Source organism: Pseudomonas bharatica CSV86 (assembly GCF_000319305.2).
Classification (GTDB): Bacteria; Pseudomonadota; Gammaproteobacteria; order Pseudomonadales; family Pseudomonadaceae; genus Aquipseudomonas; species Aquipseudomonas bharatica.
The window spans coordinates 485,955-512,500 of sequence record NZ_AMWJ02000004.1 but is presented as its reverse complement, the minus strand read 5'-3'; the positions used below and the strand labels follow the sequence as shown (position 1 = coordinate 512,500).

The window sequence follows — 26,546 nt, the reverse complement described above, 5'->3', positions numbered from 1 at the left end:
CATCTTCTTCACACCATCGAGACCTTCCAGTAGCGGCATGGTCACGATGTTCTGAGCTTCCTGGCCATAGCTGCGCTGCAGCTCGCGCCCCATCAGCAGGTTGAACTTCTGGTCAGTACCACCCAGCTCGACGTCCGCCTTCAACGCCACGGAGTCGTAACCCTGCACCAGCGGATAAAGGAATTCATGGATAGCGATCGGCTGGTTGCTGCTATAGCGCTTGTCGAAGTCGTCGCGCTCGAGCATGCGCGCAACGGTGTACTGCGAAGCCAGTCGAATAAAGTCGGCTGGAGTCAGCTTGTCCATCCAGGTGGAGTTGAACGCCACTTCGGTCTTGGCCGGGTCGAGAATCTTGAAGACCTGCTGCTTGTAGGTCTCGGCGTTGTCCAGTACCTGCTCGCGGGTCAGCGGCGGACGGGTCGCGCTCTTGCCGCTGGGATCGCCGATCATGCCGGTGAAGTCCCCGATCAGGAAGATGACCTGGTGCCCCAGATCCTGGAACTGGCGCAGCTTGTTGATCAGGACCGTGTGTCCCAGGTGCAGGTCAGGTGCGGTCGGATCGAAACCCGCCTTGATGCGCAGCGGCTGACCGCGCTTGAGTTTCTCGACAAGTTCGGCCTCTACCAGGACCTCTTCCGCACCACGCTTGATCAGCGCTAGCTGCTCTTCAACCGACTTCATACACAGACCCGCAGGCTCAGATTCAAAGGGCCCCAACCATACAAGATCAGCCATCAAATACAAGATCCGCCGACTGATGTGACCCGCTGGCGGGTTGATGACGTCTGCGCGCTTGCTTTGAAGGGGATTTGGTTATATTTTATACAGTTATTTCATCTTCATCATGTCATTCATCTTTTCCTTTTCATCTTTTTCAAAGTTATTCATCACATGACCAACGAACCGACTAAAGCGCCTCCGCTTTATCCGAAGAGCCACCTGTTGGCCGCCAGCGGCATCGCCGCCCTGCTCAGCCTGGCCTTGCTGGTATTTCCTTCCAGCGAAGTAGAAGCCAAGCGCACCACTCTCAACCTCGAGCTGGAAGCCCCGACCGAACAGCTCAAGGCCCAACCGGAACAGCCACTGGCCGGCGAAGAAACCAGTGCTTCGCCTTTCGCCCAGATCGACAACGCCGAAGCGCAATCCGAAGGCACCGCCACCACCGAACCTGCCGAGAAAGCAGCCGAAGTCGCTGAAGCCGAGCCTGCCAAGCAGCCCGGTCATCGCGAAGTGGTGGTTGCCAAGGGTGACACCCTCTCCACGCTCTTCGCCAAGCTCGGCCTGCCTGCCAGCGCGGTGCATGAAGTACTGGCCAGTAACAAGCAGGCCAAACAGTTCAGCCAGTTGAAGAACGGCCAGGTACTGCAGATCGAACTGGACAAGGACGGCCAGCTGGCCAGCCTGCACAGCAAGGTGAGCGACCTGGAAACCATCCGCCTGGCCAAAAGCGCCAGCGGCTACGTCTTCAACCGTGAAGTCACCAAGCCAGTCACCCGCTCCGCCTATGTCCACGGCGTGATCAAGAGCTCGCTCTCGGCCTCGGCCCAGCGCGCCGGCCTGTCGCATAACCTGACCATGGATATGGCCAACATCTTCGGTTACGACATCGACTTCGCCCAGGACATCCGCCAAGGCGACGAATTCGACGTGATCTACGAGCAGAAGATGATCGACGGCAAGGTCGTCGGCACCGGGAACATCCTTTCCGCACGCTTCACCAACCGCGGCAAGACATACAGTGCGGTGCGCTACACCAACAAGGCCGGCAGCACCAGCTACTACACCGCTGACGGCAATAGCATGCGCAAGGCCTTTATCCGTACACCGGTGGACTTCGCCCGTATCAGTTCGCGCTTCTCCGCAGGCCGCAAGCACCCGATCCTGAACAAGATCCGCGCCCACAAGGGCGTTGACTACGCTGCTCCACGCGGTACGCCGATCAAGGCCGCCGGTGACGGCAAGGTGCTCCTCGCCGGTCGTCGCGGTGGCTACGGCAACACCGTGATCATCCAGCACGGCAGCACCTACCAGACGCTCTACGGCCACATGCAGGGCTTCGCCAAAGGCGTGAAGACCGGCAGCACCGTCAAGCAGGGCCAGGTCATTGGTTATATCGGCACCACCGGGCTGTCCACCGGCCCGCACCTGCACTACGAGTTCCAGGTCAACGGGGTTCACGTCGATCCGCTGGGCCAGAAGCTGCCGATGGCCGATCCGATTGCGAAATCCGAACGCCAACGCTTCATGCAGGTCAGCCAGCCTTTGGTGGCCCGCATGGACCAGGAAAAGGCCAGCATGCTCGCCTTGAACAAGCGCTGATCCATGGCCCTTTATCTGGGAGTGATGTCCGGTACCAGTCTCGACGGACTGGACATCGCCTTGATCGAAAACGAGCCGCGGGTCTCTCTACTCGCTTCCCACTACATTCCGATGCCCGAAACGCTACGCTTGGCCATGCTCGGCCTGTGCGCCAGCGGTCCGGACGAGATTGCCCGCGCCGCCCTGGCAGAAGCCGAATGGGTTCGGCTGGCAGCACAGGGTATCCGGCACTTGCTCGATGCCGAAGGCCTTAGCCCCGAAGATATCCGCGCCATTGGCAGCCACGGCCAGACCATCCGCCACGAACCCGCCCGAGGCTTTACCGTGCAGATCGGCAATCCTGCCCTGCTTGTGGAGTTGACCGGTATCTGCGTGGTCGGCGACTTCCGGCGCCGCGATGTCGCTGCCGGCGGCCAGGGTGCACCGCTGGTCCCGCCTTTCATGATGCGTTGTTCAACGCCCAGGGCGAGCGTATTGCAGTGCTCAATGTCGGCGGCTTCAGCAATCTCAGCCTGATCGAGCAGGACAAGCCGGTTACCGGCTTCGATTGTGGCCCTGGCAATGTTCTGCTGGATGCATGGATCAACGAAAAGCGCGGCCTAGCCTACGACGCCAACGGCGCCTGGGCAGCCAGTGGCAAGATTCTTCCTGGGCTGCTCGCAAGCCTGCTGGGAGATCCTTTCTTCGCCGGCACCGGCCCCAAGAGTACCGGCCGCGAATTGTTCAACCTTCCATGGCTGCACCATCACCTGAGCACCCAGCCAGCCTGCGCCGATGAAGATGTCCAGGCGACCTTGCTGGAGCTCACCGCGCTGAGCATCGTTGACTCGCTGAGGAAGGCCCAGCAAGACACCCAGGCCCTGCTGGTCTGTGGTGGCGGTGCGCACAACGGCGCGCTGATGGCACGGCTGGCCGGCCTGCTTCCTGCTGCCCGGGTCGGCAGCACCGCCGAATTCGGTGTCGATCCGGACTGGGTCGAAGCCATGGCCTTCGCCTGGCTGGCTCATTGCTGCCTGGAAGGCATTGCCGCGAACCGCCCCAGCGTCACCGGCGCTCGCGGCTCGCGAGTACTTGGGGCCATCTACCCGGCATGACGCTCAATAAAGCAAAACGCCGCGCATAAGCGCGGCGTTTTGCTTGAAGACCAGGCGACTCAGATCGAGAACGAAGAACCGCAACCGCAAGTGGTCGTGGCATTCGGGTTCTTGATGACGAAACGCGAGCCTTCCAGGCCTTCCTGGTAGTCCACTTCGGCGCCCGCCAGGTACTGGAAGCTCATTGGATCGACCACCAGGGCAACGCCCTCGCGCTCGACAATGGTGTCGTCTTCCGCGATGTCTTCATCGAAGGTAAAGCCGTACTGGAAGCCGGAGCAGCCACCGCCTGTCACGAAAACCCGCAACTTCAGACGATCATTGCCCTCTTCGTCAACCAGGGTCTTCACCTTGTGCGCGGCGTTGTGCGTGAACTGCAGGGCCGAAGGGGTGAAGGATTCGACGCTCATGCTGAATATCTCCCGGCGCTATACCGCCATCGTGCGTGATGGCGCGCATTATCCGCTTCCCCGAGAAAATCGGTCAACTATATAAGCGGTATCAGGCTACAAGCGGAAAGCATAAGTCCCGCCGGTAGCCTGACAAGCCGTTGCTTACGGCAGCAAGCCTGCGTGGGACAGGCCAAGGCGCTCATCGAGGCCAAAGAGGATGTTGAGGTTCTGCACCGCCTGGCCGGAAGCGCCTTTCACCAGGTTGTCGATAACGGAGAGCACGACCACCAGGTCGCCACCCTGTGGACGATGAACAGCGATACGGCAGACGTTGGCGCCACGTACGCTACGGGTTTCCGGATGGCTGCCAGCCGGCATCACGTCCACGAACGGTTCGTTGGCGTAACGCTTCTCGAACAGCGCCTGCAGGTCAACCGAGGTATCGGCGACCGTTGCGTAAAGTGTCGAGTGAATGCCACGGATCATTGGGGTCAGGTGTGGCACGAAGGTCAGGCCGACCTCACCACCTGCGGCACGACGCAGGCCCTGGCGAATTTCCGGCAGGTGGCGGTGACCTTTCACCGCATAGGCCTTCATGCTCTCGCCCGCCTCACAGAACAGCGAACCGACGCTGGCACCACGCCCGGCGCCGCTGACACCGGACTTGCAGTCGGCGATAAGGCGCGAGGCGTCGGCGATTCCAGCTTCGAGCAGCGGCAGGAAGCCCAGCTGGGTGGCGGTCGGGTAGCAACCCGGCACGGCAATCAGGCGCGCCTGGCGGATCTGCTCGCGGTTGACTTCGGGCAAGCCGTAGACAGCATCCTTCAGCAGCTCGGGAGCGCCGTGCGGCTGGCCGTACCATTTGGCCCACTCATCGGCGTCCTGCAGACGGAAGTCGGCGGACAGGTCGATCACCTTGGTGCCAGCCGCCAGCAACTCACCGGCCAGGGCATGGGCGACGCCGTGCGGAGTGGCGAAGAACACCACGTCGCAGGCGGCCAGGGCCTTGGTGTCCGGAACGCTGAACGCGAGGTTATCGTAGTGGCCTCGCAGGTTCGGGTACATGTCGGCCACCGCCAGGCCCGCTTCCGAGCGCGAGGTGATGACTGCGACTTCAGCCTGAGGATGCTGTGCCAGCAGACGCAGCAACTCGACACCGGTGTAACCCGTGCCGCCGACGATACCGACCTTGACCATTAACTGCCCCCTATCAACGAACCGACTGGAAAACCAGTGATGATAGGTGCCCGTGGTGGCCGCCACAACCGTTGAGATGACGGGCGCAGCGCCTAGCTACTACTATCTGACGACCGTGAACCGCCAAGGACTGAAAAACATGCTGTACCTCTGGATCAAAGCCCTGCATATCGTTGCCATCGTCTGCTGGTTTGCCGGCCTCTTCTACCTGCCACGCCTGTTCGTCTACCACGCCGCAAGCGAGGACCAGGTCAGCCGCGACCGCTTCGTGGTGATGGAGCGCAAGCTTTATCGCTTCATCATGGGCCCGGCGATGATCGCCGCCTTCGTCTTCGGCATCTGGATGCTCTACCTGACCCCGGGCTGGCTGAGCCAGGGCTGGCTGCACGCCAAGCTGACGCTGGTGATCCTGCTCACCGGCTACCATCACATGTGCGGCGCCAACGTGAAGCGCTTCGCCCGCGGCGAAAACCACCGCAGTCACGTCTACTTCCGCTGGTTTAACGAAATACCGGTACTGTTCCTGCTGTTGATCGTAATTCTGGTGGTGGTCAAACCGTTCTGATTCCGACATTCAAACGCGAGAATCCTCATGTCATTGCCCGAACTGCTCGAACGACGCCTGCGCCTGCCGGTAGTGGCAGCACCGATGTTCCTGATATCGAACCCACAACTGGTCCTGGCCTGTTGCGGCAATGGCGTGATGGGCAGTTTCCCCGCGCTGAATCAGCGCGACACCGCGGGCTTCCGGGGCTGGCTGGAGGAGATCGAAACAGGGCTGGCCGACCTGGCCAACCCCGCCCCCTATGCGGTGAACCTGATCGTCCACCAGAGCAATCCGCGCTTGCAGGCCGACCTGGCCGCCTGCATCGAACACAAGGTGCCGGTGGTGATCACCAGCCTGGGCGCTGTGAAGGAAGTGGTGGACGCCGTGCATGGCTACGGCGGCCTGGTGTTCCACGATGTGACGACCCGGCGGCATGCCGAAAAGGCCGCCGAGGCCGGCGTCGACGGCCTGATCGCAGTAGCTGCGGGCGCTGGCGGGCATGCCGGCACCTGGAGTCCGTTCGCCCTGGTCAGCGAAATCCGCCAGTTCTTCCACAAGACCCTCCTCCTCGCTGGCTGCCTCAATAGCGGCCACGAGATCCTCGCCGCCCAATTGCTCGGCGCTGACCTCGCCTATCTGGGCACCCATTTCATCGCCAGCCTGGAAAGCCAGGCCTCGCCGGAGTACAAAGCGATGCTGCTGGAGGCCAGGGCCGCCGATATCGTGCATACCCCGGTAGTGTCCGGCGTTCCCGCCAGCTTCATGCGCCAGAGCCTGGAAAAGGCCGGCTATGACCTGACCAAGCTGGCCAAAGGCGGCGACATCCAGCTCAAGCCCATCCATGAAGAAGCCAAGGCCTGGAAAACCGTATGGTCCGCCGGCCAGGGCGTGGGGGCCATCGACCGGGAATTGCCGGTGAATCAGTTGATCGCCCGCCTCGACGAGGAATATCGCCAGGCGCTGAAAAAAGCCGGTCAACTGGGCAGCCACTGGCCACGCTAACAAGTAGACTAGGCGCCCTTTTCGAACGCCCCCGCCATTGGAGAGCCGCATGACCCGTTACGCCATGATCACCGGTGCCTCCAGCGGTCTGGGCCTGGCACTGGCCGAAGCATTGGCGCGGCGGGGGCGCAACCTGATCCTGGTAGCACGCCAGCGCGAGCGGCTAGAGCCGGTCGCCATCGAACTCACCCAGCGCTTTGGTGTGGAAGTATTGTTCCGCGCCTGTGACCTTGGCGAACCGCTGCGGTTGTCGGGTTTCCTGCTGGAGCTGGAGGAAGGCGAGCGGCAGATCGATTTGCTGGTGAACTGTGCCGGCATCCGCTCCTACGGGCACTTCCTCGCCCAGGAGTGGGGCGACGAGCAGGACCTGATCGAGGTCAACATCCTCGCTCTCACACGCCTTTGCCATGCCTTGGGCAACGCCATGGCCGTACAGGGGGTGGACAGATCCTCAATGTAGCTTCACTCGCCGCTTTCGCACCGGGCCCGTGGATGAGCAGCTATGCCGCGAGCAAGGCCTATGTCCTGCATTTCTCCGAAGGCCTGCGCGAAGAACTCAAGCAGACCGGGATCAAGGTCTCGGTGCTGTGCCCCGGCCCGGTGCGTTCGGCCAACCGGCGTATCCCGCGCCTGGAAAAAGGTAACCGCTGCCTGAGTCCGGAAGAAGTCGCGCTCTATACCGTGCGCGCACTGGACCGCAACAAGGCGATCATCATCCCCGGCCGCCGCAACCGCTGGCTGGCGCGGGCGCCACGCCTGCTGACCCGCTGGATCAGTCGCAAGCTGGCGGGTGTCATCAACCGCGCCTACTGCCCACGCTGAATCGAATCGCCACTGGGCGGCGGCGTGCCGGCTGAGTACACTCAGGCCCGACCACCACCATGGAGCAAGCGTTGTGGAGACAATTTTCACCAAGATCATCAACCGGGAAATCCCGGCGAAGATCATCTACGAAGACGACCAGGTCCTGGCGTTCCACGATATCGCCCCGCAGGCGCCGGTACACTTCCTGGTCATCCCGAAAAAGCCGATCCGCACCCTCAACGACCTCACCGAGGAAGATAAGGGCCTGGCCGGACATATCCTCTTCACCGCCCAGCGCTTGGCCAAGGAGCTGGGTTGCGAGGACGGCTTCCGCGTCGTGATGAACTGCAACGAACTGGGCGGCCAGACGGTCTACCACATTCACATGCACGTGCTCGGCCAGCGTCAGATGCACTGGCCTCCGGGCTGATCCAGCGCAAGCCCTGTCACGGGGTTTGAGTTAGACTGTCGGGCACATTCTTGCGGAGGTGCCCGATGGCTACCGAACGTCAATACTCGCCGCTCGACCGCTTGTTGCTGCAGGCCGATACGGCCATGCGTACCTTGCTGCCCTTCAGCGGCCAACCTTCCCGTCCATCTCCTGCCATTATCCAGCCCGAAGCCGAGCTGGACGACAAGCAGGCCCGCCATGTCGCCGGCCTGATGCGCATCAACCACACCGGCGAGGTCTGCGCCCAGGCGCTCTATCAAGGTCAGGCCCTGACCGCCAAGCTGCCGGAAGTGCGCAAAGCGATGGAGCAGGCTGCCGACGAAGAAATCGACCACCTGGTCTGGTGCGAGCAACGCATCCGCCAACTGGGCAGCTCGCCAAGCATTCTCAATCCGCTGTTCTACGGGATGTCGTTCGGCATCGGCGCGGTTGCCGGCCTGATCAGTGACAAGGTCAGCCTGGGCTTCGTCGCCGCCACCGAGCATCAGGTCTGCAAGCATCTCGACGAACACCTGGAGCAGATTCCGCCGGAAGACGAGAAATCCCGGGCGATCCTCGAGCAGATGCGCATCGACGAAGAACACCACGCCGACGCGGCCCTGGATGCCGGAGGGTTCCGTTTCCCGGCGCCGGTCAAGTTCGGCATGAGCCTGATGGCCAAGGTCATGACCAAAAGCACCTACCGAATCTGACCCGCCATGACCGGGCGCTTCGATGCCAGGGACCTGGCCCGCGCAGTTGAAGCGGGCCTGTTGAGCGCCGAGCAGGAACAGGCGCTCCTGCGCTTCCTGCGCGAACAACCGGCGCAGCACCCCAGTTTCCAGCTCGCCCACGTCGCCTTCTATCTGGGCGCCCTGCTGATCATGGGCGCCATGGGCTGGCTGCTGAGCGAAGCCTGGATGCGCATCGGCGACACCGCGCTGCTGGTGGTTGCCCTCGCCTACATCACCCTGCTGACCTTCGCCGGCCTGGCCATGCAGCGCCGCGGCCAACTGATTCCCGGCGGTGTACTTGCCGCAGTGGCGGTGAGCATCGTGCCACTGGCGGTGTTCGCCCTCGAACGCCTGACCGGGCTCTGGCCGCTGGACGACAGCCAGGGCGACTATCACAACTATTACCGCTACGTGCAGGGCGGCTGGTTGTTGATGGAAGTAGCGACGGTCTGCGCCGGCCTGCTGATGCTGCGCCTGATCCCCTTCCCGTTCATCGTCATGCCGATCGCCGTGGCGCTGTGGTTCATGTCGATGGACCTGAGCGAGTGGTTCCACGGCGACACCTTCACTTGGGAGCAACGCCAGGAGGTTTCGTTGTGGTTCGGGCTGGGCCTGCTGCTGGTGGTCCTGCTGATCGACGGCCGCACCCGCGAGGACTACGCGTTTTGGGGTTATCTGGCCGGATTGCTGGCGTTCTGGGGCGGGCTGACCTCGATGAACAGTGACAGCGAACTGGGCAAGGCCCTGTACTGCCTGATCAACGTCGGCCTGATGCTGGTGGCGGTGTTGCTGCGCCGACCGATGTTCATGGTCTTCGGCGCGCTGGGTGTGGCGGCCTATCTCGGCTATCTGTCATACGAGGTGTTCGCCGAGTCGTTGCTGTTCCCGGTGGTCCTGAGCCTGATCGGCCTGGCGGTGATCGGCCTCGGCCTGCTCTACCAGAAACACCGTGAGCGCCTCAGCGACCGACTGTGCGCCGCACTGCCGGCCAGCCTGATGGACTGGCTGCCGGCACTGCGGCGCTGAGGGATCAGCCGAGTTCGACGATCTCGTAGTCGTGGCTGATCTCTACACCGGCACGGCCCAGCATGATCGATGCCGAGCAGTACTTCTCTGCCGACAGCTCGACGGCCCGCTTGACCTGGGCTTCCTTCAGGCCACGGCCCTTGACCACGAAATGCAGGTGGATCTTGGTGAACACCTTGGGATCCTCGCTGGCCCGCTCGGCTTCAAGGAAGGCTTCGCAGCTTTCGACAGCCTGGCGGGACTTGCGCAGGATACTGACCACATCGAAATTGCTGCAGCCGCCCAGGCCCAGCAAGAGCATTTCCATCGGACGAACACCCAGGTTGCGCCCACCCGCCTCGGGTGGGCCGTCCATCACGACAACATGGCCACTGCCCGACTCACCCAGGAACATTGCCTCGCCGGCCCACTGGATACGCGCCTTCATAACCGGTTTCCTCTCGCTTGGAAAAATGGCTGCCAGCTTAGTCCCTACAGGCGAAAGCGAAAAGGCTTAAGCACTTGAGTAAATATGCCGATAACATCTTGTCGTCTGATAAACTGACGCCAATTTGATGGCGTTTTGCACCCATCCCAGAACAACAAATACTCACGGACCGCGTATTTCGGGGCTTAACCATGGTTGCCGCAACACTTCCAGCCAAGATCAAGAATGTCGACAAGTTGCTTGCGCACTGCCAGCGCCGCCGCTTCCCGGCCAAAAGCAATATTCTCAGCGCCGGCGATACCGCTGAAACCTTGTCGTTCATCGTCAAGGGTTCGGTCACCATCCTGATCGAAGGCGATGATGGTCGGGAAATGATCATCGCCTACCTAAACAGCGGCGATTTCTTCGGCGAACTCGGGCTTTTCGAACCCACGGGCAAGGAACAGCAGCGCAGCGCCTGGGTAAGGGCGAAAAGCGAATGCGAAGTTGCAGAAATCAGCTACGAGAAATTCCGCGAGCTGGCTCGCCAGGACCAGGACATTCTCTACGCCCTCGGCAGCCAAATGGCTCAGCGCCTGCGCAATACCACGCGCAAGGTCGGTGACCTGGCCTTCTTCGACGTCACCGGCCGCGTGGCCCGTTGCCTGCTGGAGCTGTGCAAGCAGCCGGATGCGATGACCCACCCGGACGGCATGCAGATCAAGATCACCCGTCAGGAGATCGGTCGTATTGTCGGCTGCTCGCGTGAGATGGTCGGTCGCGTTCTGAAGGACCTCGAAGAACGCAACCTGGTGCATGTGAAAGGCAAGACCATGGTCGTCTTCGGCACCCGTTAATCCTTGGCAATGGCTTCGAGGGTCCGGGCATAGGCCTGGGCCAGGCACTCCAGCAACGGTGCCTCGGGCATGACTTCATGCAAGGCGATATGGCTGTCGGCTAGGCAACGCTGCTCCAGCTCGCAACACTCATTGAAGCGGTTGACCGCCGCGACCATCGATTCGCGCTCGTTATCCAGCAAAAGCGCGCCATGCACCAGCACCACCGGGCGTTTACCTCCCAGGCCCTGGCGCCAGCGCTGGGCCGTGCCAACCAGCTTGCGACCATTCAGATTGACGTTATAGCGCCCATCGCAGAAGGCGCCTTCGATCTCCCCGACGGAAGCCACGCCTCCCCACTCCCGCAGGACCTCGCACAACGGCAGGCACAAGCGCTCGTAGGCGGTCTCGATCCGGTTTAGGTCGCCTTCACTGCGTGGTGCGACGTACACCAAGGCGATATTGATCACGGCCGAGGACTGGGGAACCGGCTCGCCACCGGTTTCGCGCAGCAGCACCGGCCAGCCTCCGATCGCCAGTTCGCCACAGGCGGCCTCGAAGCCGTCCAGCCGACTCATCCGGCGCGGCATCACCAGTGCCCGGTCGGTAGGGCGCCAGAACAGCAGGCCATGGTCCTGATCGCCCTTGCAGACAGCCGCCAGCAGATCCTGCTCGGCCTGCAGGCCGGCTGCGACGGTTACGGCTACGGGTTGTTCACTCATGTGGTTCTTTCCTTTAACCCTTGGCTGTTGCTGATGACCTCATCGCTGGCAAGCCAGCCCCATATGCCCTGTGGGAGCTGGCTTGCCAGCGATGAGGCCAGGCCAGACGACATCATTGTCCGACCTGAAATAAAAAAGCCGGCAAACGCCGGCTTCGAGTCGATCAGTCGGGCACGCCCCCGGGGAAGAACAGGCGCTGCAGCTCTACTCCCGGCTCCTCGGCACGCATGAAGGCCTCGCCTACCAGGAACGAGTAGACCTCGTTGATTTCCATCAGCTCGACATCGGCCCGATTGAGGATGCCGCTCTCGGTAACCGCCAGGCGATCGCGCGGAATGCGTGGCAGCAGGTCCAGGGTGGCTTCCAGGCTGACCTCGAAGGTGTGCAGGTTGCGATTGTTGACCCCGATCAGCGGAGTGTCGAGGGTCTTCAGCGCGCGCTCCAGCTCGTCGCTGTCATGCACTTCCACCAGTACGTCGAGGCCGACGCCTTTTGCAGTGGCGGCCAGTTCGGCCATCTTCACGTCGTCCAGGGCAGAGACGATCAGCAGCACACAGTCGGCGCCCAAGGCACGGGCCTCGACGATCTGGTACGGATCGACCATGAAGTCCTTGCGGATAACCGGCAGCGACACCGCAGCACGGGCCTGCTGCAGGTAGGCGTCAGCCCCGAGGAAGTAGTCCACATCGGTCAGCACCGACAGACAGGTCGCCCCACCTTTCTCATAGCTGACGGCGATTTCCGCCGGAACGAAGTTCTCGCGGATCACACCCTTGCTCGGCGACGCCTTCTTGATCTCGGCGATGACAGCCGGCTGCTTGCGCCGGGCCTGCTCGATCAGCGCATTGGCAAAGCCGCGCGGCGCATCGGCGGCCGCGGCCAGGCGCTCCAGCTCGGCGAGACTGACCCGGGCGCTGCGCTCAGCGACCTCCTCGACCTTGCGGGCGAGGATCTTTTCCAGAACCGTCGGCACACTCATCCTTCATTCTCCTGCTTGAATACCGCGGTAAAGGCACCCAGCTCTTCCATCTTTTCCCGAGCGAGGCCGGTGTGCAGTGCATCGTGGGCCAGTTCGACGCCTTGTTTGAGGCTTATTGCCAGATCCGCAGCATAGAGCGCCGCGCCAGCATTGAGGACGATCATCTCGGCGGCCTTCTGGCCGTTCTCGGTCTTGCGTCGGCCAATGGCATCGCGAATCAGCGCCAGGGACTCTTCCGGACCGCTGACCGCCAGGCCGTGCAGGCTCTGGCTCTTCATGCCAAGGTCTTCCGGCTCGACCCAATACTCGGTGATTTCGCCGTTCTTCAGTTCAGCGACGAAGGTCGGCGCGGCGAGGCTGAACTCGTCCAGGCCGTCCTTCGAGTGCACCACCAGCACATGCTTGCTGCCCAGGCGCTGCAGCACTTCGGCCAGCGGGCGGCAGAGTGCCTGGGTAAACACACCGACAACCTGGTGCTTCACACCAGCCGGATTCGTAAGCGGGCCGAGCATGTTGAACAGGGTCCGCAGACCCAGGTCGCGGCGCGGGCCGGCGGCGTGCTTCATGGCGCTGTGGTGGGTCTGGGCGAACATGAAGCCGATACCGACGCTGTCGATGCAGCGGGCAACCTGGACTGGGGTCAGGTTCAGGTAGATACCTGCGGCCTCCAGCAGATCGGCGCTACCGCTTTTGCCGGAGACCGCGCGGTTACCGTGCTTGGCCACCGTGCAACCGGCCGCGGCAACGACGAACGCCGAGCCGGTAGATACGTTGAAGATATTGGCGCCGTCACCGCCGGTACCGACGATATCGACCACACCGTCGAGGGTATCCAGTTCGACCTTGTCCGCCAGCTCACGCATGACCGAAACCGCGCCGACGATCTCGTCGATGCTCTCGCTCTTCATGCGCATACCCATCAGGAAAGCGCCGATCTGCGCCTCCGTGCACTGGCCGGTCATGATCTGGCGCATCACATCGCGCATTTCCTCGGTGGACAGGTCGAGTTGGCTGACGATACGGCCCAGGGCTGTCTTGATATCCATGCGCAATCCTTAACGGCGGCCGCCGGTCTGCTTGAGGAAATTGGCGAACAGCGCGTGGCCCTGCTCGGTGAGGATCGACTCGGGGTGGAACTGTACGCCTTCGATGTTCAGGGTCTTGTGACGCAGGCCCATGATTTCATCGATGGAGCCGTCTTCGAAGGCAGTCCAGGCGGTCATTTCCAGGCAGTCCGGCAAGGTTTCGCGCTTGACCACCAGCGAGTGGTAGCGCGTTACGGTCAACGGATTGTTGAGACCGGCGAACACGCCCTTGTTTTCGTGGACCACCGGGCTGGTCTTGCCGTGCATCACCTGGCGCGCGCGCACCACGTCCCCGCCGAAGGCCTGGCCGATGGACTGGTGCCCCAGGCACACACCCAGGATCGGCAGCTTGCCGGCGAAGTGATGAATGGCGGCGATGGACACACCGGCCTCGGTCGGTGTGCACGGACCGGGAGAAACGACGATGCGCTCGGGCTGCAGGGCCTCGATCTGTTCGATGGTCAGGTCGTCGTTGCGAATGACCTTGACCTCTGCACCCAGCTCGCCGAAGTACTGGACGACGTTGTAGGTGAAGGAGTCGTAGTTGTCGATCATCAGCAGCATTTTAAGCTTAACCTCTTGTTTTTACTGCCTTTCTATAAATTCACTCCGCCTTGATACCCGCATATGTACCCGCTTTTTCTGTTACTGGACAGGGTCGGGGTCAGGCCATCAGCCAAGGGAAACAGGAGCGAACAAGGACGAACCGGCTATGCCGGCAGGAGAAAGTCAGCCGCGCCAGCGCCAACGAGCGAGGGCTTTGATGACGCGCATCAGGAGGGCACTACTGGTGTTCACGGAGATATCTCGCGTTGCTATCCGGGCACAGTAGCCGACCGCGCAGTTCGATGCAATAACACTGTACCGATCACCACTTGTGGAGGCCACTCTGCTTCACAGTAAAGTTCAGCTTGCCCTCACCCCACCTTCTTACCCAGCCACCAAGAACCAATCTCGACAAATAAGTCACAAATCGTCCAATTGGTCACAAAAAGAACAGACACCCAAACGCTTCGGACTATTGCTCATCCCATATCTCCTTTAAGGCGTCAGCCAGCCTTCCGGATATTCCTCAGAAATCGATTCAAAAAAAATTCAGACCTTTATTACTCATGTGAGCACGGGCAGATAGTGCCCGCACTCCCTTGACGTCAAGTTACCCAGGAGTCTGAACAAATGACTATTTGCTGTCCTTCTTGCGGTTCTCTGCGCATTGTCGCGCGTAATCATGCTCGCAAACTCGGCGGAGTAGTTGGTGCTGTTGGTGGAACAGCCAGCGGCGCCGCTGGCGCTTTGTCGGGCGCTCAAAGCGGCGCAGCCCTGGGAGCAATCGCAGGGCCGATTGGAATTACCTTGGGCGGCCTTGCTGGAGCGATCCTGGGAGGCCTGGCGGGCGGCACCGCCGGCAGCCTGGCTGGGGCGCGAATGGGCGAAGAAATAGACTCTCGCGTGCTCGACAACTTCGAGTGCCAGCACTGTGGCCTGGCCTTCTCCCAAAACGATTACTGATCCAACACACCCCAGCTGCACCGCCTAACCCCTCCCCTATCGAATATTTGAACGGCATAAAGCCTGGCCCATAGCGGGCCAGGCTTTATGCCGTCTGTCGCTTGTACCGACAAGGAGTTTCCAATGGCACATCTCATCGAAACCATGGCTTACGCTGGCGCCACCCCGTGGCACGGCCTGGGCAACCAACTCACGCAGAAGCAGCCCATTGAAGTCTGGCAACACGAAGCCGGGATGGACTGGCAGATCCTGGAAAGCCCTGTGCACTTCAAGTCGGATGCCATCGGCCACCTGGGCGCGATCCACTCATTCCAGGAACAGAAAGTGCTCTATCGTTCGGACACCAAGGCACCGCTGTCAGTGGTCTCGCAGCGTTATCACACCGTCCAGCCTCGTGAGGTGCTGGAGTTCTACCGCGATCTGACCGAGGTTTCCGGTTACGAGCTGGAAACTGCTGGCGTGCTCAAGGGCGGGCGCAAGTTCTGGGCGCTGGCGCGTACCGGACAGGGCGCTGCACTCAAGGGCAATGATCAGGTAAATGGCTATTTGCTGCTGGCCACGTCCTGTGACGGAACTCTGGCCACCACGGCAACGCCCACCACCATCCGCGTAGTCTGCAACAACACGTTGACCATCGCCCTGGACGGCACCAGCCGTGCGATCAAGGTGCCGCACAGCACACGCTTCGATGGCGATCTGGTGAAGAAGCAGCTTGGTATCGCCGTCTCGCAATGGGACGACTTCATGTACCGCATGCGCCACCTGGCTGAACGCAAGGTGCAGTGGCATGAGGCACTGGGCTTCTTTATGAACGTGATGTGCGACACCAGCCCGACCGGAGCCTTGCCGGAACAGCTGCCCAACGAGCGCGCTCTGCGCAAAGTGCAGGAACTGTACGAAGGCCGTGGTCGCGGCAGCCAACTGGACTCGGCACGCGGCACCGCCTGGGGCCTGCTCAATGCCGTGACCGAGTACGTCGATCACGAACGCCGGGCGCGCAGCACTGAGTATCGATTGGACTCTGCCTGGTTCGGCCAGGGCGCGCAGATCAAGCAACGCGCCTTGGACGCAGCGCTGCAGCTCGCCGCTTAAGCTGATGCGGCATAAACACAACCCCTGATCGCCACAAGGGTGATCAGGGGTTGTTCAGCTGCTCTGCATTAAATGATCGCCCTTAATCAGGCGTTCACCCAATCCTCGACGCGCAAACCTGGGACTCGCTCGAACTCACGAAGATTATTCGTGACCAGAATCAGTCCCTGGGCACGTGCGTGTCCTGCAATCATCTGATCATACGGGCCAATAGGCTTGCCGATACGAGCCAACTCAGCTCGCAATTGCCCGGAATGAGCCGCTGCCTGAGCGTCGTAAGGCAGTACTTCCAGGCGCGCAGCAAAACCTTCAACGTCCGCCAGATTACGCTCGGGATTAGCGGACTTCTCGGCGCCGTAAATAAGCTCCATCAGGGTGACAGTGCTGATGCTCAGCTGCCCTGAATGGCGCTTGAAGGCTTCCCGCACCTGCTCAGGACGATTCTTGATCGTGAAAATGCAGATGTTGGTATCAAGCATGTACTTCAGCATCAGAACGCATCCCGCTCTTGATCTGCAGGCTGCTCGCGATCCGCCATGTAGTCAGCGGTCACACCTTCGCCATCGAACCAGACGTCCCAGGCCTCACCTGCCGGCGTGATGATTCGGGCTCGACCAACTACCACTACATCCACCCGCTTCACATCCTCAGGCAGCGCAACCGCCTTGGGCAAACGCACCGCCTGACTGCGGTTGCTCTGAAAAACTGCACCTTGCTCCATGGAAACCTCCTGGGGATATACCTTGCGTATAGCCCATTGTGCCAATCAAGCGGGATATGTCAACGGCATATCCCAAACTAGCCATCCACCTACCACCATAAACGCCCGGTCAGCCTTGTGCTGGCTGGGCGTTTTTATGCCTGCAGGAGAAACATGATGAAAGCCACTTCATTGAATCGCAGCCCCAGCAAACCCCGCCCTGCCCTACGTCTGATCAGCACCAAGGAATTGCCCCGCGAGGACTGGCTGCAGATCCGCAAGCAAGGCATTGGCAGCTCGGATGCTGCCGCAGCAGTAGGACTGAATCCCTATAAATCGCAGTTGGAGCTGTGGCTGGAGAAAACCGGACGGGATGCCAGCATGCCCAAGGCTGATCCGCACGATGAGGAAAGCCCGATGTACTGGGGTAACGTCCTGGAGCCCATCGTGGCCTGGCACTACAGCAAGCGCACTAAGAACAAAGTACGGCGCATCAATGCTGTACTGCAGCACCCGAATCCGGAGCAGCCTTGGATGCTGGCCAACATCGACCGCGAGGTGATCGGGGCTGACGACGTGCAGATCCTCGAATGCAAGACAGCCGGCATAAACGGGGCACGCCTCTGGAAAGAGGGCGTGCCTGAGTATGTGCAGTTGCAGGTGATGCACCAGCTCGCCGTCACCGGCAAGCAGGCGGCGGATGTAGCGGTACTGCTGGGTGGTCAGACACTGGAGATCCACCGCATCGAACGGGATGAGCAGATGATCGCTCGCTTGGTCGAGCTGGAGCGCAAGTTCTGGCACTACGTTGAAACCGACACACCGCCACCGGCTGATGGCACGGCTTCCGCTGAATCGGCCCTGCGCTGCCTCTATCCGGATGACAACGGTCAGGTCGTCGACTTTAGTGGCCATGCCGGGCTGGCCGCAGCCTTCATTGAACTGAAGGCCGTTCGCCAGTCGATTGCCGACAAGGAAAAGCGTGAGGCCGAGCTCAAGCAGATGCTGCAGCAGGCCATGGGCGATGCCAGTCGGGCAGAGTTTTCCAGCGGCTATGTCAGCTGGCGCAAGGCCAAGGACAGCATCGGCCTCGATGTCGCTCAACTGCTCAAAGACAAGCCCTACCTGCAGGCCAAGTACCCGCTGCTGAAACCGGGTGCACGGCGCTTCTTGGTCGGCTGAAACCCAACTTCTCCAACCCTTCCCTCCCCCTTGGCCAGTCCATGCAGGTCGCGCTGCGTGGCTGGCCTTTTTTTTCACTTCCAGGAGACTCACCATGCTCAAAGGTCTGGCTATCACTCCGCCGGTGCTCGGGCGGATTTCAATCGGCAAGGTCATCGAGAAGAACGGTAAACGGCTGCCGGAAAAGGATGACCAGTTCACCATCACTTCCCAGGTGCAAGGCAAGGACGGCTGGCTGCTGCACCCGCTCAACGACGAGCTGCGCCACGGTAAGGACGACAAGCTGCGCAGCATTCCGGTACGGCTGCTGTTCAACGAGCCCGAGCTGAATTTCCGGGCGGACTACACGCTGTTCGACCGACAGTCCGGACGCCCAATCTGCGTGGGCAATGGTGAAACCTGCAAGCGGGTCACTCAGGACGGCATGCAGTCGCTGCCCTGCCCTTCGCCGGATGCCTGTCCACTGGCCAAGGGCGGTGCCTGCAAGCCCTATGGGCGACTGAACGTGGTCATTGGCGATGAAGATCCGCTGGGCAGTTTTGTGTTCCGCACCACGGGTTTCAACAGCATCCGCACCCTGGCTGCTCGCCTGCATTACTTCCAGGCCATCTCGGGTAACCGCCTGGCCTGTCTGCCGCTGGAACTGCGCCTGCGTGGCAAGTCGACTCGGCAGAGCCACGGCACGCCGATCTTCTACGCCGATCTGACGGTGCGCGGAGGCATGGATATGGCCGAGGCGCTGGTGACGGCTACTGAACTCGATTCACGGCGACAGGCTACTGGCTTCAATCAGGCGGCTTTGGATGAGGCAGCACGGCGTGGCTTCGGCAACGGAGCCTTTGAGGACAGCGAGGAGGATGTCAGCGCCATCGTGGAAGAGTTCTACACCGAGGGTGAAGCACCGGCTGCAGCAACTACCTCTCCACCCAATCCCACCAAACCCAGCCTGGCTGAAAAGCTTGAGGCACAAGCTGCGCGTCAAAACTCGCCAACTGATCAAGACCAAGGAGGCCGTCATGCGCCTGCACAAGCTGAAAGCCAGTGACACGACCGGCACCTATCTGGTCGAGTCACCGGTTACGGAAACCGACATCATGCTGATGGCACGGCAGTTGGCGAATCTGCGGCTGCGCCGGGGGCGAGCACTGACCTCACCAAAGGAAGTGTTCAGCCACCTGCAGGCACTGCTGGCCGGATACGAGCATGAGGTGTTCGCCCTGCTCATGCTCGATAGCCAACACCGAGTGATTGCGTTTGAGGAAGTGTTTCGCGGCACCCTGGACGGAGCCAGTGTCTACCCCAGGGAGATCGTGAAAATCGCACTGGAGCACAACGCCGCCGCAATGATCCTGGTGCACAACCACCCCTCAGGTGATCCCGAGCCCAGCCAGGCCGACCGTATCTTGACCAGCAAGCTGAAGGACGCACTGAGCCTGGTCGGAGTCAGAACGCTCGACCACATCGTGGTAGGGCATGAAGGTTGTACATCATTGGCAGAACAGGGCTGTCTGTAAGGAGACACGATGAAGCTACTACTACGCACCTTCGCAGCTGTATTTGTCTTTGCCGGCATCCTAGCTGGCTGTCTGGCAATGTTGCTGCTGGTGATTATGATGGTGCGCTTTCCACCACTGCTGATAGCGGTGGTACTGGCGTGCTGGATCTTCTGTCGACTGCAGGCAGCACCATCAAGCAAGTGACTGACGTCAGTGGAAACGGATGTCCCGCTCCGCTGAGGGTGGGACATCCTTTATTTTTTGTGTCTGCTGATAAGGCCCGAAGCGCGCTTGCTAATCAGCCTAATCCCAGAGGGACTCAGCTATCCGCGTCCCTGATCCTAAACTCAGGGTTCACCTGGACGACTACATCCGACGGCGCACTGACAAGCGCAACGTCATCCACGCAGTCATCGGCGTCACCGGTACTGAAGAATACGTGCCAAGTGAATTCCCCGTAAGCGTCCGCTCTCTACCGTCTTGACCCTCAGACTTTAATCCGCTTCAGACGCTGATTGATGTCGTCGCGGTCAAATGCCGTGGGATCGAAGGTATCGCCGTACCAGTCGAGCATGTCCAAGTATTCGGGATGTTCGGGGTCGGCAAGCGCGTCCAGAAAATCCGCGTAACCCGGTGCACCGCCGACATCCTCCGGCGGGCTGGCATTGGCGCCGTCGATGCAATACAGCACATGCGGGCACGCAATGGCCGGCAACAGCCGCTCGATCTTGATCCGGTGCTCCCAGTTGTCGCCAAAGTCATAGACGTAACGAAACGCCTTCGACCCATACAGCACCTTTGTCAGCGTCTTGCGCTGTTCCGAAACGACCGGAGGGCCCCAGTCGGGATCGGGAATACCGTAGCTTTCGCCAGCGATTTCAAACTCATGAAGATGGGTGTCACTCCAGCCCATCACCGCCTGAATAACCTGGTGCAGTTTGCTCAGGGTGATGCGCTCGGGCACGGCGACCCGGCGCCAGATGGCGGGTTTTATCCACGTCAGTTCGATGTGCAGTTGCAGGAGACGGTCGTTCGCCGGCTTGGGCAAACGGGTGACGTTGGGCATGGGTCAAGCGGCCTCATGTTCTAGGGTAGGCAGAGCAATATTCCAGGGCAGCAAGTCGTCGAGCTGATTGATTGGGTAGTCGGCGATGCGCTCCAGCACGTGCGTCAAATAAGCCTGTGGGTTCAATGCGTTGAGCTTGGCTGAACCGACCAGGCTGTAGATCGCCGCCGCTCTTTCTCCGCCTGCGTCGGAACCGGCGAACAGAAAATTCTTGCGACCCAGGGCGACTGCACGCAGGGCCCGTTCGGCGGCATTGTTGTCGATTTCAATGCGGCCATCCGCGCAGTAGCGCGTCAGCGCCTGCCAACGTGCGAGGGCATAGTGGATCGCACCGCTCAATGCCGATTTGGGCGGCAATTGCGTCAGCGTGTGATTAAGCCAGATGTGCATGTGCGCCAGCAGCGGGCTGGCTCGCCGCTGCCACACTGCGCGTCGTTGATCGGGCGGCTGTCCGCGAATTTCCGCCTCGATGGCGTATAGCGCGCCAATCCGTTGCAGGGCCTCAGCCGCAATCGGCGAGGCCAGTGCCTTGTGCAGGTCGAAAAACTTGCGTCGAGCATGTGCCCAGCATGCCGCCTCGTGAATCGTGCCCGAGGCATAGAGTTGCGCGAAACCGGCATAGCCATCGGCTTGCAACGTCCCGGCGAAGCCCCGGAGATGGGCTCGGGGGTGCTCGCCTTTGCGATCCGGCGAGTAGGCAAACCAGACCGCCGGCGGCGTGCTACTACCTGCGGGGCGCTCGTCGCGCACATACGTCCACAAGCGTCCGGTCTTGGTTTTACCCTGGCCGGGGGCGAGCACGGCGATCGGCGTGTCGTCGGCGTGGACTTTGTTGGCGGCCATGATGTGCTGTCGCAACCGGCTGACCAATGGCTGCAAGAGCCGGCTCGCTTCGCCGATCCAGTCGGCCATGGTCGAGCGCTCTAGGGACACGCCCTCACGCGCATAGATTTCGGACTGCCGATACAGCGGCAGATGATCCACGTATTTGGACACCAGCACATGGGCCAACAATCCCGGCCCGGCAAGACCCGGGAAATCGGTCGGCTCGGGGCCGGCACCTGCACGATCCCGTCACAGCAGCGGCAGGCCAACTTGGGCCGCACGTGGCGAATCACCTTGAAGCGCGCCGGCACGTACTCCAGAACTTCGGCCACGTCATCGCCCAGATGACGAAGTTCGCCGCCACAGCCTGGGCACTGCGCATCGGGTCGATGGACGTGGATTTCACGGGGCAAATGCTCGGGCAATGGCTTGCGGCGTACGGGTGTACGTGGGCGCGATTGGGCTGGTGGTGGCGAGGCCAATGCGGCCTGGCTGACCTGCAACTCTTCGAGCGTCAGTTGCAGTTGGTCGAGCATGCCATCGAGTTGCTCGGAACGCCGACCGAACTGCATGCGCCGCAGCTTGGCGATCATCAGTTTCAGGTGCTCGATTTCCCCGCGCTGGGCGGTAACCAAGGCTTTCAAGGCCTGGATGTCGTCAGGAAGGAAGTCGGTCGCGCAAGTCATGGCGCGATGTTACTGGTGTTCTCAAGCGTTGAACATCAGACTGCTCGTACCGGTGCGGTGCGCAGCGGTCGGCGCCAATCGATGCCCTCCAACAGCATCGCGAGTTGTGCCGTCGTCAAGGAGACGCTGCCGCTGGTGGCTTGCGGCCAGACGAAGCGCCCCTGTTCAAGCCGCTTGCAGAACAGGCACAAGCCATCGCCATCCCACCACAGCAATTTGATCCGGTCACCGCGCCGTCCCCGAAACACGAAGATCTGGCCGGAGAACGGATCCGCCTCAAGTTGGGTTTGCACCAGGGCCGCCAGGCCATCGAACCCCCGCCGCATGTCGGTGGCTCCAGCCACGATCCAGATGCGAGTCCCGATGGGCGGGGCAATCATCGCAACACCTGCTGCAAGACCAGTTGCAAGGTTTGCGGGTCGGGCACGCCCTCAATGCGCAAGGTGACCCGACCGCACTCCACAACCAGTCCGCCCGGACTCGACGGCAGTGGCATTGCCTCTTCCGCTGAGGGCGTCGGCGCCTTGCTCAGGTTGACCGGCAACAAAGTAACCTGGTGGGCAACTGGCCCCAGCTGCCCCTCCCGATAGTGACGGCGCCATTTGAAGACGAGGTTGGCGTTGACCTCATGCTCTCGGGCGATCAACGCGACGGATGCGCCGGGCAATAGCGTGGCCTCGACGACACGACGCTTGAACTCCACCGAAAAGTTGGGGCGGCGACTGCCGCGAGGAATAGAGGGGGCGTATCCACAATGGTGTCCACTAAAAAATGGTGGGCACCATTGTGGCTATTCGAGGCTAGGGCAGGCAGTGGGTGCAGGGCGGACGCTTACAATTCCCCTTGGGCTGTAGTCGCAGCGAAAGTAGCTCGACGCACTTCGTCAGCACCTTTTTGCACAGGCGCTGACACCTGCGTCGTATCCTCAACGACCTGCTGAATCTCTCCGGGGCTGATCGTGCTGGTCTTCCCAGCATGCTCAATCTCAGCCCCACGGTAGCACTCGATATAGAATCCCATGTAAAGCACTCCTTCAGTTGAAGAAGTGACTCTACCAAATCTGCCCCAAGGACCGATCAATTAGCAGCCGATGAGATTGAGTCTCCCTGCGTTGCATCCAGCGGGCTTGCAGGGAACGAATGTTCACGAAAAATGCTCGGTTCAGCCGGCACTTCGCAACGATGCCGACTTTGGATCGTAAATCACTCCAGCGATCGAGCCGTCGCGAATACGCTCCACAGCCTCGTTGATAACGTGCAGCGGTACCAGAAACCACTCCCTGGGTTTGACCGGATTACCGAAGCGATCAGGGATCGTCAGCTCAATCTGGGCAGGGCTGAACAGGCGGTGGAACAGGTTTTCCATCCGCGTGCGATTGATGTTGTGCAGCTTGTAGGTGGCGACCACCTCAACATCTGCCAGCAGGTAGGTGGCGTCCTTGTCAGCCCCGGCGATACGTGTTTCCACCTTGCCGCCAGTGACGCCGATCTTGTGGATCAGCTCGCGATGTTCGGCTACGAAGGGATGCGTTGAGTGGCTGCGCAGCACGTAAATGGTGCCACTCTCGATGTCGTCGGGCTCCAGTGTTTCGCCAAACAACGGGCCGGCATCCGCATCGGTAATACGACGGCCGGCATCGTCCTTGTAGAGCGCACGCTGCAAGGATCTTCGCAGTAGATTGCTCTCGGTGCCGTTGGAGTAGATCACCCTCAGCCGGGCATCGCTTTCACCATTCGGTGCCTTAATGGTCTCACCGACCTCAGCTACATAAACCGTCTGCCCACCGAGAATGAAGAACTGGCCTTCCTCAATGCTCGCATCCCGGATGAAGGTGCGGGTAACTCGAACGCCCGACTGCAGCTCGCGCTGCACTTGCTCAAACAGCGGCTGGAACCGCTCAAAGTCCTCGCAACGCTCGCGTTGTGCAATCTCCTCGGCCTCACGTTTTTCGGCATTGCTGCGAACATGACGTAGGTTCTGAATATCCGCCCCCTCGTCGTCGCCGGCCAGTTCCGCCAACAGTTCGTCGTCCGTCATGGTGTAGTCGCCTTGTGGCTCCCGCACCTCAAACGCATTCAGTAGGCCCTGATGGTCGAGAGGCATGAGCAGGGTGCGGCATTCTTCCTGATCGCGCAGGCGATCCAGGCGCACGGCATACAGGCGCTCGAAGATGTCTTTATCATCGCCGTGGCGCGGCGCATGGCCGTGCTCCTCAACAAAACGCTGAATGTCTTCGAAGCCGGCAATGATGCGCTCCTCGCGAGGAGTGCGGCCGGTCTTCTTGCCTGAAGCGGCGAAATCGGAAAGCTCCGCTTCCAGCTCATCCAGATCAAATTCGTTAGCCATAACGGCCCTCTTTCTTGAAACGCATAAAGGCGGCAGCGCCTTCCGCCATGCTCCGCTCCCATGGGTCTTGAGCAGTCAGGGAAGGTACCCGGCCATGATCTTTCTTGAATTTTACAGCCCGCACAGCAAGGTCTTTGGCCTCTTCAGGCGTCAGGCGAGTGCGTTTGGCACCAATCACTGCCGCAACCTGCTTGAGACTTTCCTCGCTCATGGTCTTTGCGAGAATGGCGTAGGCCTCGCTGAACGGGTTGATCCGGTCGATCAGGTCGATATCCAGCTCACGCACATCCATCGCGAACTTGCGCACGCCATCAATCAGGGCAGTGCTCGGGGCGCTATTTGCTCCAGTGACGGTCCCTTGCAGATCATCACCCAGCACCAGTTGCTTGGCTTGCTGAGCCAAGTTCAGTGCAGCAATGGCGTGCTGGCGAACGGCCTCGTGATCCTCGGCATCCAGTTCGGGGTACTTGTCGCGGATGATCTTACCCAGGCGCAGCTGGGTCAGTTCTTCGGGAACCAGCTCCTCATCGAACAGGCCGCGCTCGATGTTGGTCTTGTCCTGAACGAAGCTGGCAATCACCTCGTTCAGGTCTTCCTGGCAAATACGGCTGGCCTCAGGGCTCTTGGGTTCGGCCAGACCTTTGATCTCGATCTGCAGCTGCCCGGTTTCATGGTTGAAACCCACGTTGCACTTGTCAGGCTGATAACCCGCATCACCGTAGTCAAAGCCCTCCTGCGGCCCAGAGGTGGGAGTCTTCGGCTTGAACTCGAAACGCGGGGCCAAAACCTGCTCCATCAGTAGGCTGGCGGCAATCGCCTTGAGCGTATCGTTCACCGCCTCGGTCACCACCTTCTCGCTGGCATCCGGCTCAGCGATCAGGTTGGTAAAACGTGCCCGCGCCTTGCCGGGTGCATCGCGTGTCGCCCTCCCGATAATCTGCACAATCTCGGTCAGGCTGGAACGGTAGCCGACTGTGAGGGCGTGCTCGCACCAGATCCAGTCGAAGCCCTCTTTGGCCATGCCCAGCGCGATGATGATATCGACATGATCGCGGTTGTTCTTCTGAGTCGGGTCTTTCAAGGCAGCCGAAACTTTATCGCGCTTGGCCGGGTCGTCATCCACCAGGTCAGCAATACGCAGTACACGCCCATCGGCGGTCTTCACCAGCTGGAAGCCCGTCACCGGGTCGGTGCCCTGCCACTCGCCCAACTCTTCGATGATGTGCTCCACCTCGCGAATCTTGTCCTTGGTGCTCTCGCGGGAGTTCACGTTGGGGATGTGGAGGATAGTCTTTTCGTTCGGGTCGAGGACTTTGAGGATGTCGTCGGAGTAAGCACCTGAGTAGAAGTAGTAACCAATATCCAACTTCTTCAGGTGCTCATAGCCGTTGAGCTGCTCGTAGTAGGTGTAGGTCACGGTGTCGAAGCGAGCTTCGTCAGCGGGTGACAGCACAGCCTCGGCATCGCCACGGAAGTAGGAGCCAGTCATCGCCACGATGTGCACCTTGTCGCGGGCGATCAGTTGGCCCAGGTACGTACCCAGCCTGTTCTCCGGGTTGGCGGAAACGTGGTGAAACTCGTCCACGGCGATCAAACGGTCATCGAACGCGACCACCCCGAATTTTTCCACCGCAAAACGGAAAGTGGCATGGGTACAAACCAGCACCTGGTCGCTGCTTTCCAGAAACGTTCCCACTGCATTGACCTTACCGCCCTCGTCGGTGCCGGGGGCATCGCACAGGTTCCAACGCGGCTCCACATGCCAGTCGGCCCAGAAACCGTGGCGGCTCAGCGGCTCATCGTGAAAGCTCGAACCAATGGATTTTTCCGGCACCACGATGATGGCCTGCTTGATGCGCTGGTGCGCCAGCTTGTCCAGAGCAATGAACATCAAGGCCCGGCTTTTACCGGACGCAGGTGGCGACTTGATCAGCAGGTACTGCTCACCACGTCGCTCGAAGACGCGCTCCTGCATAGGACGCATGCCAAGCTCGTTGGCTTTGGTAGAGCGTCCGTTCTGGGCATAGGAGACGGAAACGGAAGGAACGGTTTGGGTCATGGCTACGCTTCC

27 protein-coding genes and 3 pseudogenes (1 of these 30 only partly in view) are annotated in these 26,546 nt (G+C 60.9%); 14 read left to right on the top strand and 16 right to left on the bottom strand.

Going from position 1 to position 26,546, the window contains the following annotated elements:
* Positions 1-681 carry the 5' portion of a tyrosine--tRNA ligase gene (gene tyrS / locus CSV86_RS28845; RefSeq protein ID WP_009408536.1) on the bottom strand. The gene continues 519 nt to the left of window position 1, outside the view, so only the first 681 of its 1,200 coding nucleotides appear in the window; the start codon lies at positions 679-681; its stop codon lies beyond the left edge, outside the window.
* A gap of 210 nt (positions 682-891) precedes the next feature.
* On the opposite strand from tyrS, the gene CSV86_RS28840 reads away from it, so the two are divergent.
* Positions 892-2,319, top strand: a complete 1,428-nt coding sequence (locus CSV86_RS28840) for a peptidoglycan DD-metalloendopeptidase family protein (RefSeq protein ID WP_009408534.1) — start codon at positions 892-894, stop codon at positions 2,317-2,319.
* 3 nt (positions 2,320-2,322) lie between these two features.
* Positions 2,323-3,413: pseudogene (locus tag CSV86_RS28835) on the top strand (anhydro-N-acetylmuramic acid kinase).
* Between the two features lie 59 nt (positions 3,414-3,472).
* Here CSV86_RS28835 and erpA read toward each other — a convergent pair.
* Positions 3,473-3,823 (bottom strand): iron-sulfur cluster insertion protein ErpA, encoded by a 351-nt coding sequence (gene erpA / locus CSV86_RS28830; protein WP_009408529.1) that lies wholly within the window; start codon positions 3,821-3,823, stop codon positions 3,473-3,475.
* A gap of 144 nt (positions 3,824-3,967) precedes the next feature.
* A complete protein-coding gene (argC, locus tag CSV86_RS28825) occupies positions 3,968-5,002 on the bottom strand; it encodes an N-acetyl-gamma-glutamyl-phosphate reductase (RefSeq protein ID WP_009408527.1) in 1,035 nt (344 codons plus the stop codon).
* Between the two features lie 142 nt (positions 5,003-5,144).
* On the opposite strand from argC, the gene hemJ reads away from it, so the two are divergent.
* From hemJ to CSV86_RS28795, 6 genes and pseudogenes are all read left to right on the top strand, one after another.
* The gene (gene hemJ, locus CSV86_RS28820; protein ID WP_170395230.1) at positions 5,145-5,567 is read left to right on the top strand and encodes a protoporphyrinogen oxidase HemJ; all 423 of its coding nucleotides are present in this window, start codon (positions 5,145-5,147) and stop codon (positions 5,565-5,567) included.
* Positions 5,568-5,594: 27 nt separating this feature from the next.
* A complete protein-coding gene (locus CSV86_RS28815; RefSeq protein ID WP_009408523.1) occupies positions 5,595-6,551 on the top strand; it encodes an NAD(P)H-dependent flavin oxidoreductase in 957 nt (318 codons plus the stop codon).
* Between the two features lie 49 nt (positions 6,552-6,600).
* A pseudogene (locus tag CSV86_RS28810) lies at positions 6,601-7,373 on the top strand (SDR family NAD(P)-dependent oxidoreductase).
* A gap of 73 nt (positions 7,374-7,446) precedes the next feature.
* The gene (locus CSV86_RS28805) at positions 7,447-7,785 is read left to right on the top strand and encodes a histidine triad nucleotide-binding protein (RefSeq protein ID WP_009408519.1); all 339 of its coding nucleotides are present in this window, start codon (positions 7,447-7,449) and stop codon (positions 7,783-7,785) included.
* 65 nt (positions 7,786-7,850) lie between these two features.
* Positions 7,851-8,498 carry a 2-polyprenyl-3-methyl-6-methoxy-1,4-benzoquinone monooxygenase gene (gene coq7 / locus CSV86_RS28800; RefSeq protein WP_009408517.1) on the top strand — a complete coding sequence of 216 codons (648 nt, stop codon included), beginning with the start codon at positions 7,851-7,853 and terminating at the stop codon, positions 8,496-8,498.
* Positions 8,499-8,504: 6 nt separating this feature from the next.
* The gene (locus CSV86_RS28795; RefSeq protein WP_009408515.1) at positions 8,505-9,545 is read left to right on the top strand and encodes a DUF2157 domain-containing protein; all 1,041 of its coding nucleotides are present in this window, start codon (positions 8,505-8,507) and stop codon (positions 9,543-9,545) included.
* 4 nt (positions 9,546-9,549) lie between these two features.
* Here CSV86_RS28795 and CSV86_RS28790 read toward each other — a convergent pair whose 3' ends face one another.
* Positions 9,550-9,972, bottom strand: coding sequence for an OsmC family protein (locus tag CSV86_RS28790; RefSeq protein WP_009408513.1), 423 nt, complete (start codon positions 9,970-9,972; stop codon positions 9,550-9,552).
* Positions 9,973-10,163: 191 nt separating this feature from the next.
* On the opposite strand from CSV86_RS28790, the gene crp reads away from it, so the two are divergent.
* Complete coding sequence (crp, locus tag CSV86_RS28785) at positions 10,164-10,808, top strand: cAMP-activated global transcriptional regulator CRP (RefSeq protein ID WP_009408511.1); 645 nt, start codon at positions 10,164-10,166, stop codon at positions 10,806-10,808.
* On the opposite strand, the gene CSV86_RS28780 is transcribed toward crp, so the two are convergent.
* From CSV86_RS28780 to CSV86_RS28765, 4 genes are all read right to left on the bottom strand, one after another.
* Positions 10,805-11,509 carry a lipoate--protein ligase family protein gene (locus CSV86_RS28780; protein WP_009408509.1) on the bottom strand — a complete coding sequence of 235 codons (705 nt, stop codon included), beginning with the start codon at positions 11,507-11,509 and terminating at the stop codon, positions 10,805-10,807. The two genes, crp and CSV86_RS28780, sit on opposite strands and share 4 nt — an antisense overlap.
* A 163-nt stretch (positions 11,510-11,672) precedes the next feature.
* Positions 11,673-12,488, bottom strand: coding sequence for an indole-3-glycerol phosphate synthase TrpC (trpC, locus tag CSV86_RS28775; protein ID WP_009408507.1), 816 nt, complete (start codon positions 12,486-12,488; stop codon positions 11,673-11,675).
* Entirely contained in the window at positions 12,485-13,534 is a 1,050-nt protein-coding gene (gene trpD, locus CSV86_RS28770; protein WP_009408504.1) for an anthranilate phosphoribosyltransferase, read from the bottom strand. The genes trpC and trpD overlap by 4 nt, the downstream gene beginning before the upstream one ends.
* A gap of 9 nt (positions 13,535-13,543) precedes the next feature.
* A complete protein-coding gene (locus tag CSV86_RS28765) occupies positions 13,544-14,137 on the bottom strand; it encodes an aminodeoxychorismate/anthranilate synthase component II (RefSeq protein WP_009408503.1) in 594 nt (197 codons plus the stop codon).
* A gap of 1,068 nt (positions 14,138-15,205) precedes the next feature.
* On the opposite strand from CSV86_RS28765, the gene CSV86_RS28760 reads away from it, so the two are divergent.
* Positions 15,206-16,174 (top strand): TIGR03299 family phage/plasmid-derived protein, encoded by a 969-nt coding sequence (locus tag CSV86_RS28760; RefSeq protein ID WP_009408501.1) that lies wholly within the window; start codon positions 15,206-15,208, stop codon positions 16,172-16,174.
* Between the two features lie 86 nt (positions 16,175-16,260).
* On the opposite strand, the gene vapC is transcribed toward CSV86_RS28760, so the two are convergent.
* Both vapC and vapB read right to left on the bottom strand, forming a co-directional pair.
* A complete protein-coding gene (vapC, locus tag CSV86_RS28755; RefSeq protein WP_009408500.1) occupies positions 16,261-16,665 on the bottom strand; it encodes a type II toxin-antitoxin system tRNA(fMet)-specific endonuclease VapC in 405 nt (134 codons plus the stop codon).
* Entirely contained in the window at positions 16,665-16,895 is a 231-nt protein-coding gene (gene vapB / locus CSV86_RS28750) for a type II toxin-antitoxin system VapB family antitoxin (protein WP_003285520.1), read from the bottom strand. Before vapB ends, vapC begins: the two co-directional genes overlap by 1 nt.
* A gap of 156 nt (positions 16,896-17,051) precedes the next feature.
* Here vapB and CSV86_RS28745 point away from each other — a divergent pair, with 156 nt between their 5' ends.
* From CSV86_RS28745 to CSV86_RS28730, 4 genes are all read left to right on the top strand, one after another.
* On the top strand, positions 17,052-18,056 hold the full coding sequence (locus CSV86_RS28745) for a YqaJ viral recombinase family nuclease (RefSeq protein ID WP_009408494.1): 1,005 nt from the start codon (positions 17,052-17,054) through the stop codon (positions 18,054-18,056).
* A 94-nt stretch (positions 18,057-18,150) separates the two neighbouring features.
* Complete coding sequence (locus tag CSV86_RS28740; protein ID WP_009408492.1) at positions 18,151-19,101, top strand: recombination directionality factor; 951 nt, start codon at positions 18,151-18,153, stop codon at positions 19,099-19,101.
* Positions 19,073-19,570, top strand: a complete 498-nt coding sequence (gene radC, locus CSV86_RS28735) for a RadC family protein (RefSeq protein WP_009408491.1) — start codon at positions 19,073-19,075, stop codon at positions 19,568-19,570. The genes CSV86_RS28740 and radC overlap by 29 nt, the downstream gene beginning before the upstream one ends.
* Positions 19,571-19,579: 9 nt before the next feature.
* Positions 19,580-19,756: a hypothetical protein gene (locus CSV86_RS28730; RefSeq protein WP_009408489.1), complete on the top strand. Its 177-nt coding sequence runs from the start codon at positions 19,580-19,582 to the stop codon at positions 19,754-19,756.
* Between the two features lie 283 nt (positions 19,757-20,039).
* Here the strand turns inward: CSV86_RS28730 and CSV86_RS28725 are convergent, their stop codons facing one another.
* From CSV86_RS28725 to CSV86_RS28700, 6 genes and pseudogenes are all read right to left on the bottom strand, one after another.
* Positions 20,040-20,618 (bottom strand): plasmid pRiA4b ORF-3 family protein, encoded by a 579-nt coding sequence (locus CSV86_RS28725; protein ID WP_003291613.1) that lies wholly within the window; start codon positions 20,616-20,618, stop codon positions 20,040-20,042.
* Between the two features lie 3 nt (positions 20,619-20,621).
* A pseudogene (gene tnpC, locus CSV86_RS28720) lies at positions 20,622-22,129 on the bottom strand (IS66 family transposase).
* Positions 22,130-22,164: 35 nt separating this feature from the next.
* On the bottom strand, positions 22,165-22,509 hold the full coding sequence (gene tnpB, locus CSV86_RS28715) for an IS66 family insertion sequence element accessory protein TnpB (protein WP_003291615.1): 345 nt from the start codon (positions 22,507-22,509) through the stop codon (positions 22,165-22,167).
* On the bottom strand, positions 22,506-22,865 hold the full coding sequence (gene tnpA, locus CSV86_RS32825; RefSeq protein WP_031325929.1) for an IS66-like element accessory protein TnpA: 360 nt from the start codon (positions 22,863-22,865) through the stop codon (positions 22,506-22,508). Before tnpA ends, tnpB begins: the two co-directional genes overlap by 4 nt.
* A 425-nt stretch (positions 22,866-23,290) precedes the next feature.
* Positions 23,291-24,475, bottom strand: coding sequence for a GIY-YIG nuclease family protein (locus CSV86_RS28705; protein WP_009408480.1), 1,185 nt, complete (start codon positions 24,473-24,475; stop codon positions 23,291-23,293).
* Complete coding sequence (locus tag CSV86_RS28700; protein WP_009408478.1) at positions 24,468-26,534, bottom strand: DEAD/DEAH box helicase; 2,067 nt, start codon at positions 26,532-26,534, stop codon at positions 24,468-24,470. Before CSV86_RS28700 ends, CSV86_RS28705 begins: the two co-directional genes overlap by 8 nt.
* Positions 26,535-26,546 lie beyond the last annotated feature (12 nt).